This is a genomic window from Kitasatospora sp. NPDC048715 (assembly GCF_043198905.1).
Taxonomy (GTDB): Bacteria; Actinomycetota; Actinomycetes; order Streptomycetales; family Streptomycetaceae; genus Kitasatospora; species Kitasatospora lactacystinica.
Map to the genome: position 1 here is coordinate 257,663 of NZ_JBICVH010000004.1, position 14,076 is coordinate 271,738.

Annotated in this window: 11 protein-coding genes; 5 read left to right on the top strand and 6 right to left on the bottom strand. The window is 73.8% G+C overall.

Annotated elements, in window-relative coordinates; genetic code table 11:
- Positions 1–24 precede the first annotated feature (24 nt).
- The 3 genes from ACGFSC_RS10185 to ACGFSC_RS10195 all read right to left on the bottom strand — a co-directional run bounded on the left by ACGFSC_RS10185 (position 25) and on the right by ACGFSC_RS10195 (position 3,710).
- Positions 25–1,362 (bottom strand): sulfatase-like hydrolase/transferase, encoded by a 1,338-nt coding sequence (locus ACGFSC_RS10185; RefSeq protein ID WP_359911211.1) that lies wholly within the window; start codon positions 1,360–1,362, stop codon positions 25–27.
- Positions 1,363–1,365: 3 nt separating this feature from the next.
- The gene (locus ACGFSC_RS10190) at positions 1,366–2,394 is read right to left on the bottom strand and encodes a hydroxyacid dehydrogenase (RefSeq protein WP_359911213.1); all 1,029 of its coding nucleotides are present in this window, start codon (positions 2,392–2,394) and stop codon (positions 1,366–1,368) included.
- Positions 2,395–2,495: 101 nt separating this feature from the next.
- Positions 2,496–3,710 (bottom strand): ROK family protein, encoded by a 1,215-nt coding sequence (locus ACGFSC_RS10195; RefSeq protein WP_359911216.1) that lies wholly within the window; start codon positions 3,708–3,710, stop codon positions 2,496–2,498.
- 108 nt (positions 3,711–3,818) lie between these two features.
- Here ACGFSC_RS10195 and ACGFSC_RS10200 point away from each other — a divergent pair, with 108 nt between their 5' ends.
- The 5 genes from ACGFSC_RS10200 to ACGFSC_RS10220 all read left to right on the top strand — a co-directional run bounded on the left by ACGFSC_RS10200 (position 3,819) and on the right by ACGFSC_RS10220 (position 9,385).
- Positions 3,819–4,634, top strand: coding sequence for a sugar phosphate isomerase/epimerase family protein (locus ACGFSC_RS10200; protein WP_359911219.1), 816 nt, complete (start codon positions 3,819–3,821; stop codon positions 4,632–4,634).
- A 167-nt stretch (positions 4,635–4,801) separates the two neighbouring features.
- On the top strand, positions 4,802–5,512 hold the full coding sequence (locus ACGFSC_RS10205) for a hypothetical protein (RefSeq protein ID WP_359911222.1): 711 nt from the start codon (positions 4,802–4,804) through the stop codon (positions 5,510–5,512).
- A gap of 162 nt (positions 5,513–5,674) precedes the next feature.
- On the top strand, positions 5,675–6,628 hold the full coding sequence (locus ACGFSC_RS10210; RefSeq protein ID WP_359911225.1) for a Gfo/Idh/MocA family oxidoreductase: 954 nt from the start codon (positions 5,675–5,677) through the stop codon (positions 6,626–6,628).
- 225 nt (positions 6,629–6,853) lie between these two features.
- Positions 6,854–8,722, top strand: coding sequence for an endonuclease/exonuclease/phosphatase family protein (locus ACGFSC_RS10215; protein WP_359911228.1), 1,869 nt, complete (start codon positions 6,854–6,856; stop codon positions 8,720–8,722).
- Between the two features lie 129 nt (positions 8,723–8,851).
- Positions 8,852–9,385, top strand: coding sequence for a GNAT family N-acetyltransferase (locus tag ACGFSC_RS10220; protein ID WP_359915054.1), 534 nt, complete (start codon positions 8,852–8,854; stop codon positions 9,383–9,385).
- 29 nt (positions 9,386–9,414) lie between these two features.
- On the opposite strand, the gene ACGFSC_RS10225 is transcribed toward ACGFSC_RS10220, so the two are convergent.
- The 3 genes from ACGFSC_RS10225 to ACGFSC_RS10235 all read right to left on the bottom strand — a co-directional run bounded on the left by ACGFSC_RS10225 (position 9,415) and on the right by ACGFSC_RS10235 (position 13,782).
- Positions 9,415–11,790 (bottom strand): excinuclease ABC subunit UvrA, encoded by a 2,376-nt coding sequence (locus ACGFSC_RS10225; RefSeq protein ID WP_359915051.1) that lies wholly within the window; start codon positions 11,788–11,790, stop codon positions 9,415–9,417.
- A gap of 179 nt (positions 11,791–11,969) precedes the next feature.
- The gene (locus ACGFSC_RS10230) at positions 11,970–12,383 is read right to left on the bottom strand and encodes a VOC family protein (RefSeq protein ID WP_359915048.1); all 414 of its coding nucleotides are present in this window, start codon (positions 12,381–12,383) and stop codon (positions 11,970–11,972) included.
- Between the two features lie 166 nt (positions 12,384–12,549).
- A complete protein-coding gene (locus ACGFSC_RS10235; RefSeq protein WP_359915046.1) occupies positions 12,550–13,782 on the bottom strand; it encodes a C40 family peptidase in 1,233 nt (410 codons plus the stop codon).
- Between the last annotated feature and the right edge of the window lie 294 nt (positions 13,783–14,076).

The window sequence follows — 14,076 nt, forward strand, 5'->3', positions numbered from 1 at the left end:
CCCGGGCGGGCCGGCCCTTTCGCGTCAGTGCGCGGCGTGCGGGCCCCCGGCGGCCCGCGGTTCCCCGGCGACCGACGGTTCCCCGGCGGCCCGCGGGACGAAGCGCGCGAACGGGTCGGCGACCTCCGCGCAGTGCTCGGACAGCAGGGCCCGGAAGCGGTCGAGCAGTGCCGCGTGCCGGGCGTCGACCGCGAGGTTGACCAGTTCGCCGGGGTCGGCCGCGAGGTCGAAGAGCTGCTCCCGGTGGTCGCCCCAGGCGTAGCACACGTACTTGTGCCGCCCGGCGCGGACCATCCGGCCCAGGGCGTTGTTGAAGCCGGGGATCTCCCAGCGGGTCTCGACCACCACGCTGTCGTGCGGCCGCGGGGCTCGGACGCTGCGGCCGGGCAGCCCGTCGGGCCCCTCGATGCCGGCCAGGTCGCAGAGCGTCGGGATGAGGTCCAGCCCGGCCGCGACCAGCCGTTCGTCGACGGCGCCGGCGGCCACCCCGGGCGCGGAGACCACCAGGGGCACCCGCACGCACTCCTCGTACAGGGCCCACTTCTGGTTCCAGCGGTGGGCGCCCGCGCCGTCGCCGTGGTCGGAGCTGAACACCACCACGGTCCCGCGGTCCGTGCCGCGCTCCGCCAGGGCCGCCAGCAGCTGTCCGATGTGCCGGTCCACCCGCTCCACCAGGGCGTAGTAGGCGTGCCGGTAGCGGCGCCAGTCGTCCTCCCGCCACTCGGCGGTCGGGTGGGTGTGCGGCTGGGCCAGCCGGGCCAGCCGGGGCAGCGCCGGATCGTACGGCCCGACCGGGAAGTTGGCGGGCAGCGGCGGGAGTCGCGGGACGGGCGGCGCGGGCGGGAGCGGACCGGTGCGCGGGTCCTGGCCGCGGGCCCACTCGCAGATGCCGTGCGGCTCCAGGAAGGAGGCGACCAGCAGGAACGGCCGCTCGCGCGGGGCGCGGACGAACTCCGCGGCCGCGCGGGCGAGTCCGGCGTCGTCCCCGCCCGCCGGGTGGATCCGGCGAAAGCCCCGGTCCGCGGGCAGGTCGAGCTCGGGCAGGTGCCACTTGCCGCCGTAGCCGCAGTCGTACCCGGCCTCGGTGAACAGCCGTCCGAGCAGCGGGTCCTCGGGGCCGCCGGTGTTGCCGGTCACGCCGACCGTGCTGGGCAGGCGGCCGGTCATCAGACTGGCCCGGGAGGGGGTGCAGAGCGGCTGGGCGCAGTAGGCGTTGGGGTAGCGGGTGCCGGCGGCGGCCAGCGCGTCCATCGCGGGGGTGCGCAGGTACGGGTTCCCGGCGGCGCTCATCGCGTCGGCGGTCTGCTGGTCGGTCAGGATCAGCACCACGTCCGGGCCGCTCCGGTTCAGGGGGTCGGGCACGGGTCAGGCCATCCGTTCGTAGGTGTGCGGGTCCAGCGCCCGGCGCAGCGGCGCTCCGCGCAGCCAGCTCTCGAACTCGTCGACGACCAGATCGCCGAGGCGGCGGCGCTCCAGCCCCCGGCTGCCCGCCAGGTGCGGGGTGACGACGACGTTGGGCAGGGTGAACAGCGGGGAGCCGGGCAGCGGCGGCTCGGGGTCGGTGACGTCCAGCACGGCGAAGAGGTCCGGTCGTTCGGCGAGGACGGCCAGCAGCGCGGGCTCGTCCAGGACGGCTCCGCGCGAGGTGTTGACCAGGGTGGCGCCGGGCTTCATCGAGGTCAGCAGCCGTCGGCCGACCAGGCCGCGGGTCCCGGGCAGCAGCGGGGTGTGCACGCTCACCACGTCGGCGGTGGCGAAGAGTTCCTCCGGGCCGACGGCCCGGACCCCGGGCGGCGGCGCCGGGGCGTACGGATCGTGCGCGAGGACCTCGACGTCGTAGCCGCGCAGCATCTCGCAGACCAGCCGCCCGGTCGCGCCGAGCGACAGGACGCCGACGGTGGAGCCGTACGCGCCCGGGGTGCGGGCGGCCGGGACGGCGGCGCGGGCGGCCCGGGCGGCGAGGACGTGGCGCCAGCCGCCCTTGAGGGCGTAGACGATCTGGGCCACGGTGAACTCGGCGACCGGGACGGCGTTGGCGTGCGCGGCGGTGACGATCGGGATGCCCGCCGCCCAGAACGCCTCGCCGGCGATCCGGCGCACCGAGCCGGCGGCGTAGAGCACCAGTCGCAGGCGGGGGAGCCGGGCCAGGGCGGCGGCGTCCAGGACGGGGCCGCCCCAGCCGGTGAACAGCACCTCGACGTCGCGCAGCGCCTGCGGTGCGGCGGCCAGCCGTTCCGCGCTCCACACCCCGTCGGGCGAGGCCGGGTCGGCCAGCACCTCGGCCCGGGCGGCGACCCGGGCGCGCGCCCGGGGGCCGTACACGTCGGGGAAGCGCTCCGGGTCCATCGCGAAGGCGGCGGTGGGCATCCGGTTCTCCTCGGGTCGCTGACGCACAAGGAGTTTCTATCATAGTGAGAAATAGTGGGGGTTCCGTCGTGCCGGCGTCGTGCCGGCGTCGTGCCGGCGTCGTGCCCGTGACGCGTGGCCCGCGGGCCTCAGCGGGTGATGAAGGTCGCCCCGTCCGCGAGCCGCACCGCCGCCGAGGCCGCGCCGACCAGCTCGGTGGTGGTGCTGTGCACGACCACCAGGCGCGGCAGCACCGGCACCCGCCCCTGCAGCCGGCTCTCGATCGCCGCCGGGAGCTCGCCCCCGCTCTCCCAGAACAGCCGCCCGCCCAGGGCGATCAGCTCCGGCGCCAGCACCGCGCTCAGGTTGGCCACCACCAGCGCCAGGTCGTCGGTGAGTTCGCCGATCAGCCGGACCGCCGCCGGATCGCCCTCGCGGCCCAGCCTGAACAGGCCCGCCACCCGCTCCGCCGGGGTGCCGGACACCGTCAGGCCGGCCTCGGTGATCCGCCGGTCCACCGCGTGGTCGCCGATCCTCGCCTGGGTGTCGCCGGTCCGTCCGAGCGGCCGGTCCAGCGCCGCGTGGCCGGACATCAGATGGCCCAGCGCCCCGGCCGCGCCCAGCCGGCCCCGGTGCAGCCGGCCGTCCAGCACGATCCCGGCGCCGACCTCGATGCCCACCACGACGGCCGCCAGGTCGCCCACGCCGGACGCGGCCGGCGACTGCCGCACCGCCAGTGCGACCAGGTTGACGTTGCTCTCGACCGCCACCGGGACGCCGTAGCGCTCCTGGAGCAGCACGCCCAGCCGCAGCCCGGGCCAGTCCAGGGCGGGCGCGAACTCCACCAGCCCGGTGCGGTCCCGGACCACCCCGGGCACGCCCACGACGAGGGCGCGCGGCGCCCCCGCGTGCCGCCCGGCCCAGTCCCGCAGGCCGTCCACCAGCGCGAGCAGCGGGCCGGTCAGGTCGCCGGCCGCGATCTCCCGCGGCCGGTCCGGGCCGGGGAACGCCCAGTGGTGCTCGGCCTCGTGCAGCACCGTGCCGTCCAGGGCGGCCACCACGCCGACGATCCGGCGCGGGCGCATCGCGATCGCCAGCACGGTCTGCGCGCGGGCGTTGTACCGGATCAGCTGCGGCGGCCGGCCCCCGCTGGACGGCGCCCGTTCCGTCTCCACCTCCACCAGCCCCTCGGCGCGCAGCACCTCGACCAGCCGGTGCACGGTCGCGGTGCTCAGCCCGCTCTCGGCGGCCAGCTGCTGCCGGGACAGCGTGCCGTGCCGCCGCAGCACCTCCAGCAGGACGGTCTGGTTCACCTGGGCGACGGTCTGCGTCGTGGCGGTGGCGGGGGTACGGCTCGGGGGCATCGCGGGCTCCTCGGCCCGGGTCGGGCCCGGGCGGTCAGGACTTTGTCTCAGCTTGAATATATCCTTGGCCCGGCCGTCCGGGGCCGCCCGACAAGCCATGGAGCCGCCATGCCGCTCGCCTACTCCACGCTCGGCGTCCCCGGGCTCCCGCTGGCCGAGGCCGCCCGGCTCGGCGCCGACCACGGCTGGGACGGGCTCGAACTGCGCTGCGCCGAGGGCGAGTCCGTCCACCCGGCGATGACCCCCGGGGAGCGCCGCGCCGCCGCCCGCACCCTCCGCGCGCACGGCCTCACCCCCCTCGCGCTCGCCTCCTACGTCGGCGTCGCCGCCCCCGGACCGGACGCCCCGGTGACCGACGCGCTCCGCTCCCACCTGCGGCTCGCCGCCGACCTGGGCGCGGGCGCCGTGCGGGTCTTCCCGCGCGGCGGCGACGGTCCGCGGGCCGAGGCCGACGACCGGGGCGCCCGGCGGCTCGCGGCGGTCGCGCGGGAGGCCCGGGCGCTGGGCGTCCGGGTGCTCGTCGAGACCCACGACTCCCACCGGGGCGGACGGGCGGTGGCCGGGCTGCTGGCCCGCGTCGCCCACCCGTCCGTGGGCGCCCTGTGGGACCTGATGCACACCCACCTCGCGGGCGAGACACCCGCCGAGACCCGGGCCGCGCTCGCCCCGTACCCCGGCCACGTGCAGGTCAAGGACATCGCCGGACCGCACGACCGCACCCCGCTCCCGCTGGGCGCCGGCGTCCTGCCGATCACCGACTGCCTGCGCCTGCTGCCGCCCGGCGCCTGGGTCTGCTGGGAGTACGAGGCGCCCTGGCACCCGGCGGCCGCCCCGCTGCCCCCGCTGCTCGCGTCCGGCGCGGCCTTCCTCGCGGCAGCGGTCGAAGGAGCGTCGGGGCCGGGAGCCGTGCCTGACGGGGCGTGACCGGTGCGAAGCGGTCCGGGCGTTGCCGTTCGGTGACACGGAATGCTCCATTCCGTCGACTGTTCGCACTAGTTTCGAATTGCACCCGGCGCCCGCCCTCCGGCCCACACAGGAGGGACGACCCGCACCGGCTGCTCCTCACCCGTACTGCGCTCAGGAGAACCCGCATGCCCCTCTCGACGATCCGCCGTGCGACCGCCACCCGTACGCTGGCCGGAACCGTCCTGGCCGCGGCCCTGCTGGTTCCCGCCGCGACGGCCTGCTCTCCCACCTCGGACACCCAGGGCTCGGCCGCACCGGCCACCGCGCCCGCCGCCACCGCACCGGCCACCACCCCCGCCGCCACGGCACCGGCCACGACGCCCGCCGCGTCCGGCACCCCCGCCACGCGCGGCGCCACCGCCCCGACCGCCGCCCCCACCGGGCGCGCCGCGACGACGCCGGGCACGCCGCCCAAGACGGCCCCGGGCGTCCGCACCGAGACCCTGGTGGACGGCAGCACGGCCGAGATCAAGGACCTCGGCAACATGCACTACGTCGCCAGGATCCTCAACAAGGGTCAGGTCCTCGCCACCATGGAGACGAAGGAGCACGACGACGGGCTCGACGCCAACGGCATGTTCGTCATGCTCTCGCTGGACGGCCGGATCCACTCCTGGATGGGCGGGAGCCACCAGGGACCGGGCACCTTCAAGCTGGCGGGCGGCTGGACGGCCAAGGTCACCAAGCTCGGCGAGCTCCGGTACCGCGCGGAGATCCTCGGCAACGACAACGCCGTGTACGGCACGCTGGAGACGGACCAGCACGACGTCGGCGTCGACGCCAACGGCGTCTCCATCGTGCTCTCCGCCGGCGGTGAGATCAGCGCCCACGCGTGAACGCGCGGGGCCCCGCCCCGCGAGGCGCGCACCCCGACCCCGCGCCCTGATCCGACACGATCCGCCCCGGCCGTCCCGGGGGTGCCGGCGGCGGGTTGGTGGCGCGGGGGAGCCGGTGCATAGGGTGGGGCCGATGGTGTCGCCGTATCCGTGGAGAATCCGATGAATTCGACCCCTGTTTCCGACGGCCTTCTCCCGGTCGGGGTGATCGGGCTCGGTGACATCGCGCAGAAGGCGTACCTGCCGGTGCTCACCGCGCTGCCGGGGCTGGACGTCCGGCTGATGACCCGGGACGCGGCGAAGCTGGACAGGATCGGCGAGGCCCACCGGATCGCGCCCGAGCACCGCTTCACCGACCTCGGCGCCCTGATCGGCAGCGGGATCCGGGCGGCGTTCGTGCATGCCGCGACCAGTCAGCACGTGCCGATCGTCGAGCAGCTGCTCACCGCCGGGGTGGACGTCTACGTCGACAAGCCGCTCGACCAGACCCTGGACGGCGCCCGCCGGCTGGTCGACCTCGCCGACCGCACCGGCCGCTCGCTGATGGTCGGCTTCAACCGCCGCCACGCGCCCGGCTACGTCCAGGCCAAGGAGCGCCCGCGCGATCTGATCGTGCTGCAGAAGAACCGCGAGGGCCTGGCCGAGGCGGCACGCCCGCTGGTGTTCGACGACTTCATCCACGTGGTGGACACCCTGCGCTTCCTGGCCCCCGGCGAGATCGAGCACGTGGACGTCCGCTCGCGGGTCCGCGACGGCCTGGTCGAGCACGTCGTCCTCACTCTGGCCGGCGACGGCTTCACCGCCCTGGGCATCATGAACCGGGTCTCCGGCTCCACCGAGGAGGTGCTGGAGGTCTCCGGCGGCGACTCCAAGCGCGAGGTGCGCAACCTGGCCGAGGTGGTCGACCACCGCGGCCAGCCGACCGTCCGCCGCCGCGGCGACTGGGTGCCGGTGGCCCGTCAGCGCGGCATCGAGCAGTGCGTGCTGGCCTTCCTGGCGGCCGTCCGCGCCGGGCACACCCTGGACGCCCATGACGCGCTGCGCACCCACGAGCTGTGCGAGCTGGTCGTGGAGCGGATCGGGGCTTCCTGGGAGTCGGCTGGGAGCGGGCTGTGAGGATTCCGGGCTGACCTGGTGTCAAGTCATCTCCGGGGAACCGACAGTTCACCGGCAGGGTCTTGTCGGGGCATTTTCTACGCGCGTATCTTGAGGGGCGCCGCGGGGGGTGGGTGTCCGTCCCCCGCTTCTTCTCTACGCGAGTAGCGCGCGCTCGAAGCGCGCCTCCGCCCGGACCGCCGTGCCACGCCAGTGCCGCACGACGGAGCTAGGAGTCCAGCCCCGGTGACCACCGCCCCCGCATCCCGCCCCCGCAGAGCCCTGCTGCGCGCCGCCCTGATCCCGGCCTCGCTGGCCGCCTCGCTGGTGCTCGTCCCGCTGCCGGTGGCCAACGCCGCCGCGCCCGCGACCCCCGCCCCGACCGAGGTCGGCCCGCTGCGGATCCACGACATCCAGGGCGGCACCCGGATATCCCCGCAGGCCGGCAAGCCCGTCACCGGCGTGCCCGGCATCGTCACCGGCGTGCGCGCGTACGGCAGTTCCAAGGGCTTCTGGCTCCAGGACCCGAACCCGGACGCCGACCCGGCCACCAGCGAGGGCGTCTTCGTCTTCACCGGCGGCAACCCGACCGTGAAGGTCGGCGACTCGGTGCTGGTCAGCGGCAAGGTCACCGAGTACTACCCGAACTTCGGCGGCGGCTCGCAGTCCCTCACCGAGATCTCCGCCCCGGGCGTCACCGTCCTGTCGGCCGGCAACCCGCTGCCCGCCCCGGTGGTCGTCGACACCCGCAACATCCCCGGCACCTACGCCCCGCCGGCCGGTGCGGACGGCTCCGTCGACGGCGTGGCGCTCAACCCGGAGAAGTACACCCTGGACTTCTACGAGTCCCTGGAGGGCATGCTCGTCCAGGTCAAGGACGTCCGGGTGATCCAGGCGACCGACAAGTACAACGAGCTGTGGGTCGCCGCCGACCGCCAGGACCAGCGCAGCAAGCGCGGCGGCGTCCTGTACGAGTCCTACCGCGAGCCCAACGTCGGCCGCCTGATGATCCAGCAGCAGGCCGCGGTCACCCAGCAGCCCTTCCCGGTCGCCAACGTCGGCGACGAGCTGACCGGCACCACCACCGGCCCGCTGGACTACAACAACTTCGGCGGCTACACCCTGGTCGCCGGCACCATGGGCACGCTGAAGGACAACCACCTCCAGCGCGAGGTCACCGCCCAGGCGACCGACCGCGAGCTCACCCTCGCCACCTACAACGTGGAGAACCTGGCCCCGGGCAACCCGGACGCCAAGTTCGCCGAGCTGGCCCAGGGCGTCGTCACCAACCTGCGCTCGCCCGACATCGTCGCCCTGGAGGAGATCCAGGACAACAACGGCGCCAAGAACGACGGCACGGTGGACGCGAGCCAGACCGTGGCCAAGTTCATCGCCGCGATCAAGGCGGCCGGCGGCCCGGCCTACGACTGGCGCTCGGTCGACCCGCAGGACGGCAAGGACGGCGGCGAGCCCGGCGGCAACATCCGCCAGGTGTTCCTGTTCAACCCGCAGCGGGTGTCCTTCACCGACATCCCCGGCGGCGCCGCCACCTCCGCCGTCGGCGTGACCGGCACCGGCGCGAGCACCGCGCTGACCGCCTCGCCCGGCCGGATCGAGCCGAACGACGAGGCCTGGACCAACAGCCGCAAGCCGCTGGTCGGCCAGTTCTCCTTCCGCGGCAAGAACGTCTTCGTCATCGCCAACCACTTCAACAGCAAGGGCGGCGACCAGGGCATCGACAGCCGCTTCCAGCAGCCGGTCCGCAGCTCCGAGGTGCAGCGGATCAAGCAGGCCACCGTGGAACAGGCCTTCGTCGCCCAGCTGCTGGCCGCCGACAAGGAGGCCAAGGTCGTCTCCCTCGGCGACTTCAACGACTACCAGTTCTCGCCCGCGCTCGGCGCGCTCACCAAGGACGGCGTGCTGCGCGACCTGGTGAACGAGCTGCCGGAGACCGAGCAGTACTCGTACGTCTACCAGGGCAACTCCCAGGTGCTGGACCACATCCTGGTCAGCCCCGAGGTCGGCTACGCCAAGTACGACGTGGTGCACATCAACGCCGAGTTCGCCCAGCAGGCCAGCGACCACGACCCGCAGGTGGTCCGCATCAAGCCGTAGGGCCGCACGGAGCCGTAGGGCCGTATCGAGCCGTGGGACCTCGGGAATCCGGGGACCCCGGCACGGCTATCCTGCCTCCGCCGCCGGTGATCACCGGCGGCGGAGGCAGCGTCGTGCGACGGGGAGACCATGGACTACCGGATCGAGCGGATCGGGCGCGCGGACTGGCAGCGCCTGCGGAAGGTGCGGCTGGCCCAACTCCTCGACACGCCCCTGGCCTTCGGCGAGACCCACGAGGACGCGAGCCGCCACGGCGAGGGCGAGTGGATGGCCCGGTGCGGCTGGGTCAACGAGCCCGACCGCCTCGGCCTGGTCGCGGTGGACGCCGCGGGGGAGTGGGTCGCCACCATGCTGTCCGTCCCGAACCGGAGCCAACCGGGCGCGCTCGACCTGATCGGCGTCTGGGTGGACCCGGCGCACCGCGGCCGGGGCCGCGGCGTCGCCGACGCCCTGCTGGACGCGGTGCTCGCCTGGGCGCGGGTCCGGGGCGCCGGGCGGATGCTGCTCGGGGTGCACGAGGCGAACCCCCGCGCCGCCGCCTTCTACCTGCGGCGCGGGTTCGCCTACACGGGACAGGAGACGCCGTACGTGCTGGACGCCTCGGCGCGGATCCTGGAGATGGCCCTCCCGCTCGACCGGGCGGGAGCGGACCGGCCCCGGTAGGGCCGGCCCGGGCGCGGCCCGGGTACGGCTCAGCCCAGGTACTGGGCCAGCGCCTCGCCGGTCGGCGTGGAGCGGGCGGCGACCAGTTCGGCCGGGGTGCCCTCGAAGACCACCCGTCCGCCGTCGTGGCCGGCCCCCGGACCGAGGTCGATGATCCAGTCGGCGTGCGCCATCACCGCCGGGTGGTGCTCGATCACGATCACCGACTTGCCGGACTCGACCAGCCGGTCCAGCAGCCCGAGCAACTGCTCGACGTCGGCCAGGTGCAGCCCGGTGGTCGGCTCGTCCAGCACGTAGACGCCGCCCTTGTCCGCCATGTGGGTGGCCAGCTTGAGCCGCTGCCGCTCGCCGCCGGACAGCGTGGTGAGCGGCTGGCCCAGGCTGACGTAGCCGAGCCCGACGTCGGCGAGCCGCTCCAGGACGCGGTGCGCGGCCGGGAGCTTCGCCTCGCCCGAGCCGAAGAACTCCTCCGCCTCCGTCACCGACATCGCCAGCACCTCGGCGATGTCCCGCCCGCCCAGGCGGTACTCCAGCACCGCCGGCTGGTACCGCTTGCCCTCGCAGTCCTCGCAGGTGGTGGCCACCCCGGCCATCATCGCCAGGTCGGTGAAGACCACCCCGGCGCCGTTGCAGGTCGGGCAGGCGCCCTCGGAGTTGGCGCTGAACAGGGCCGGCTTCACGCCGTTGGCCTTGGCGAAGGCCTTGCGGACCGGTTCGAGCAGACCGGTGTAGGTGGCCGGGTTGCTGCGCCGGGAGCCCTTGATCGCCCCCTGGTCGACGGAGACCACGCCCTCCTCGCGCGGGATCGAGCCGTGGATCAGCGAGCTCTTGCCGGAGCCCGCCACCCCGGTCACCACCGTGAGCACCCCGAGCGGGACGTCCACGTCCACGTCCCGCAGGTTGTGGGTGCCCGCGCCGCGGATCTCCAGCTTCCCGGTGGGCTTGCGGACGTCCTCCCGCAGCGCCGTCCGGTCGGACAGGTGACGGCCGGTCACCGTGCCGCTGGTGCGCAGCCCCGGCACGTCGCCCTCGTAGCAGACCGTGCCGCCGGCCGTGCCCGCCCCGGGGCCGAGGTCGACCACGTGGTCGGCGATCGCGATGGTCTGCGGCTTGTGCTCCACCACCAGCACCGTGTTGCCCTTGTCGCGCAGGCGCAGCAGCAGCTGGTTCATCCGGTCGATGTCGTGCGGGTGCAGGCCGGTGGTGGGCTCGTCGAAGACGTAGGTGGTGTCGGTGAGCGAGGAGCCGAGGTGGCGGACCATCTTGACCCGCTGGGCCTCGCCGCCGGAGAGGGTGCCGGAGGGGCGGTCGAGCGAGAGGTAGCCGAGGCCGATCTCCACGAAGGAGTCCAGGGCCTGCCGGAGCGTGCCGAGCAGCGGCGCCACCGACGGCTCGTCGAGGTCGCGGACCCAGGCGGCGAGGTCGCTGATCTGCATCGCGCAGGCGTCGGCGATGCTGATCCCGGCGATCCGGGAGGAGCGGGCGGCCGCGCTGAGCCGGGTGCCCTCGCAGTCGGGGCAGGCGGTGAAGGTGACGGCCCGCTCCACGAAGGCCCGGATGTGCGGCTGCAGCGCGTCCTTGTCCTTGGACAGCATCGACTTCTGGATCTTGGGGATCAGGCCCTCGTAGGTGAGGTTGACGCCGTTGACCTTGACCTTGGTCGGCTCCCGGTACAGGAAGTCCCGCATCTCCTGCTCGGTGAACTCGCGGATCGGCTTGTCCGGGTCGAGGAAGCCCGAGTTGGCGTAGACGCCGACCGTCCACCAGCTGTCCGTCTTCCAGCCGGGGATGGTGAACGCGCCCTCGGAGATCGACTTGCCGTCGTCGTACAGCTGGGTGAGGTCGATGTCCGAGACGCTGCCGCGGCCCTCGCAGCGCGGGCACATGCCGCCGGTGATGCTGAAACTGCGCTGCTCCTTGACGGTCTTGCCGGCGCGCTCGACGGTGACGGCGCCGGCACCGCTGATCGAGGGCACGTTGAAGGAGAAGGCCTTGGGGGAGCCGATGTGCGGGGTGCCGAGGCGGCTGAAGAGGATGCGCAGCATCGCGTTGGCGTCGGTGGCGGTGCCGACGGTGGAGCGCGGGTCGGCGCCCATCCGCTGCTGGTCGACGATGATCGCGGTGGTCAGGCCTTCGAGGACGTCCACCTCGGGGCGGGCCAGCGTGGGCATGAAGCCCTGGACGAAGGCGCTGTACGTCTCGTTGATCAGCCGCTGGGACTCGGCGGCGACGGTGTCGAAGACCAGCGAGCTCTTGCCGGAGCCGGACACCCCGGTGAACACCGTCAGCCGGCGCTTGGGGATGTCGACGCTGACGTCCTTGAGGTTGTTCTCGCGTGCGCCGTGCACGCGGATCAGGTCGTGGCTGTCGGCGAGGTGCGGCTGCGCGTCCGTCCGCTCGGTCATCGTTCTCTTCGCTCCCTGGCTCTCGGCGGTCTGTGGAGGGGCCTGCTGGGCGGGCCCGCCCCTCGGCCGCCGTCGGTGTGCTCGAACCGTTCGATCCAACCATCGATCCGGCCGGGATCGAACGGGTTTCGGGTGCGGTCGACGAGGGGCGGGGCGGGCCCGGTGCCCGTGGGCCCGGCTCAGCCCAGTTCGTTGAAGCGGACCATGTTGCCCGCCGGGTCGCGGAACGCGCAGTCGCGGACGCCGTACGGCTGCTTGGTCGGCTCCTGGACCAGCTCGGCGCCGCCCGACTTCAGCCGGTCGTACACGCCGTCCAGGTCGCGGGTGCCCAGGACGACCCGGGCGTAGGTGCCCTTGGCCATCATCTCGGTGATGGTCCGCTGCTCCTCCTCGGTGCGGCCCGGGTCGGCGGACGCCGGCTCCAGCACCAGGGAGACGTCGGGCTGGCCGGCGGGGCCGACGGTGATCCAGCGCATCGGGCCGCCGCCGATGTCGCTGCGCACCTCGAAGCCCAGCAGGTCGCGGTAGAAGGCGAGGGAGGCCTCGGGGTCGGTGTGGGGGAGGAAGGTCCAGTGAATGGTGATGTCGCTCATGACTGCAACGCTAGGCGCGCACCCCGGCCGGGCGCTTCTCGAATCCTGATCGGTCCGGGCGGCCGCGAATCCCGTCGGGTAGAGCGGCCGTGCCGGCCGCGGCCCCCGGGGGAGGGGCTGCGACCGGCACGGCCTGAACGGGTCCTGAACGGGTCCTGAACGGGTCCTAGCAGTCGGGGATGGTGGTGCCGTTGTTGTCCTTGGCCACGTCGTTGCCCCATCGGGACAGGTAGTAGGCGGACACCCACTGGCCGGCGGGGCCGCCGTCCGAGTCGGTCTTCAGCCACCAGTGGTTGTAGCCGGCGCCGCTGGAGACCTCACGGCCCCAGGCCTTGCAGTAGACGTAGTTGGTCCCCTGGTACAGCGTCCCGGTGGCGTTGGTGGAGGTCGGCGAGGCGTAGACGTTCGCGGTGGCGTTGGTGTCCACCCAGTACTTGCCGGTGGCGGGCGGGGTGCCGCCGCCCGGGCAGTCGGGGATGGTGGTGCCGTTGTTGTCCTTGGCCACGTCGTTGCCCCACCGGGACAGGTAGAGCGCGGACACCCACTGGCCGCCGGGGCCGCTGTCCGGGTCGGTCTTCAGCCACCAGTGGTTGTAGCCCGCGCCGCTGGAGACCTCACGGCCCCAGGCCTTGCAGTACACGTAGTTCGTGCCCCGGTACAGCGTTCCCGTGCTCGTGGTGGAGGTCGGGGAACCGAACACCGGCGCGTTGGCGTTGGTGTCCACCCAGTACTGGCCGCTGTTCGACGGAGGCGGGGTGGTGGGCGGCGTCGTCGGGGAGGTGCTGCCGGGGCCGTACAGCCGGATCGCGCCGTAGTAGTCGCCGTGCGAGGAGAGCGCCGCCACCTGGACGTAGCCGCCGGAGTAGGGGGCCTCGACGATCCAGCCCTGCCCGAGGTACATCGCGACGTGGTGGATGGTGGAGGCGGTGTTGCCGAAGTACACCAGGTCGCCGGGGAGCAGCGGTGCGGTCCCGTCCGCCCGGTAGTAGCGGGCGACCGCCCGGGAGGTCGGCCACTGGGTCCGGGTGGTGCCGTTGATGACGTCCGCGCCGACCGCCAGGTCGTAGGCGTAGCGGACCATGCCGGAGCAGTCCAGGCCCCGGACGTTGCAGTCGTTGGGGGCGCCGTTGGCGGGGTCGCAGAGGCCGTACGTCGGACCGGGCTGCGAGCCGTGGCCGCCGCCCCACGAGTACGGGGTGCCTATCAGCCCGCAGGCGGAGCGGACGGCGGCGGTCGCCTGCGGCGCCGCGCCGGTGGAGAGCACCCCGCAGGCGGGTGCCGCCTGAGCGGCTCCGGCCCCGGCGAAGAACACGCCGACCGACACCAGCACCGACAGCAGAGCCGCCCACCGCAGCGGGGCGACCAGCCACCGCGACAGAAGGTTTACGCGCGTAGTCATGGTCGCGAATCTTTCCGGAGGCGCTGACTCCGGGTCAATGGTTCGGCGGCACACGGATCCTGGGGTTCCGGTAGTTGCCGGTTCGCTGGTCACGGGCGCGGAAACCGGCAACTGCGCGGCAGGCGGCGAGGGCGTTGCCGGGGTGATCCGCCGAGGGCCGGGGCCCGTCGCGCCCGCGCAAGTCGCGGGGGAAATACGACAGAGGATGTCGGGTTCTGCGGAGACAGTGGGGTCACCGGCCGGCGCCGAGACGCCGGCCGGGACGACGCACGGAAGACCCACGGAAAGACGCAC

Excerpts from the sequence above, each read along its gene's own strand:
- ACGFSC_RS10195 (WP_359911216.1), bottom strand. The coding sequence starts at position 3,710 with ATGCCCCCGAGCCGTACCCCCGCCACCGCCACGACGCAGACCGTCGCC.
- ACGFSC_RS10200 (WP_359911219.1), top strand. The coding sequence starts at position 3,819 with ATGCCGCTCGCCTACTCCACGCTCGGCGTCCCCGGGCTCCCGCTGGCC.
- ACGFSC_RS10205 (WP_359911222.1), top strand. The coding sequence starts at position 4,802 with ATGCCCCTCTCGACGATCCGCCGTGCGACCGCCACCCGTACGCTGGCC.
- ACGFSC_RS10210 (WP_359911225.1), top strand. The coding sequence starts at position 5,675 with ATGAATTCGACCCCTGTTTCCGACGGCCTTCTCCCGGTCGGGGTGATC.
- ACGFSC_RS10220 (WP_359915054.1), top strand. The coding sequence starts at position 8,852 with ATGGACTACCGGATCGAGCGGATCGGGCGCGCGGACTGGCAGCGCCTG.
- ACGFSC_RS10225 (WP_359915051.1), bottom strand. The coding sequence starts at position 11,790 with ATGACCGAGCGGACGGACGCGCAGCCGCACCTCGCCGACAGCCACGAC.
- ACGFSC_RS10230 (WP_359915048.1), bottom strand. The coding sequence starts at position 12,383 with ATGAGCGACATCACCATTCACTGGACCTTCCTCCCCCACACCGACCCC.
- ACGFSC_RS10235 (WP_359915046.1), bottom strand. The coding sequence starts at position 13,782 with ATGACTACGCGCGTAAACCTTCTGTCGCGGTGGCTGGTCGCCCCGCTG.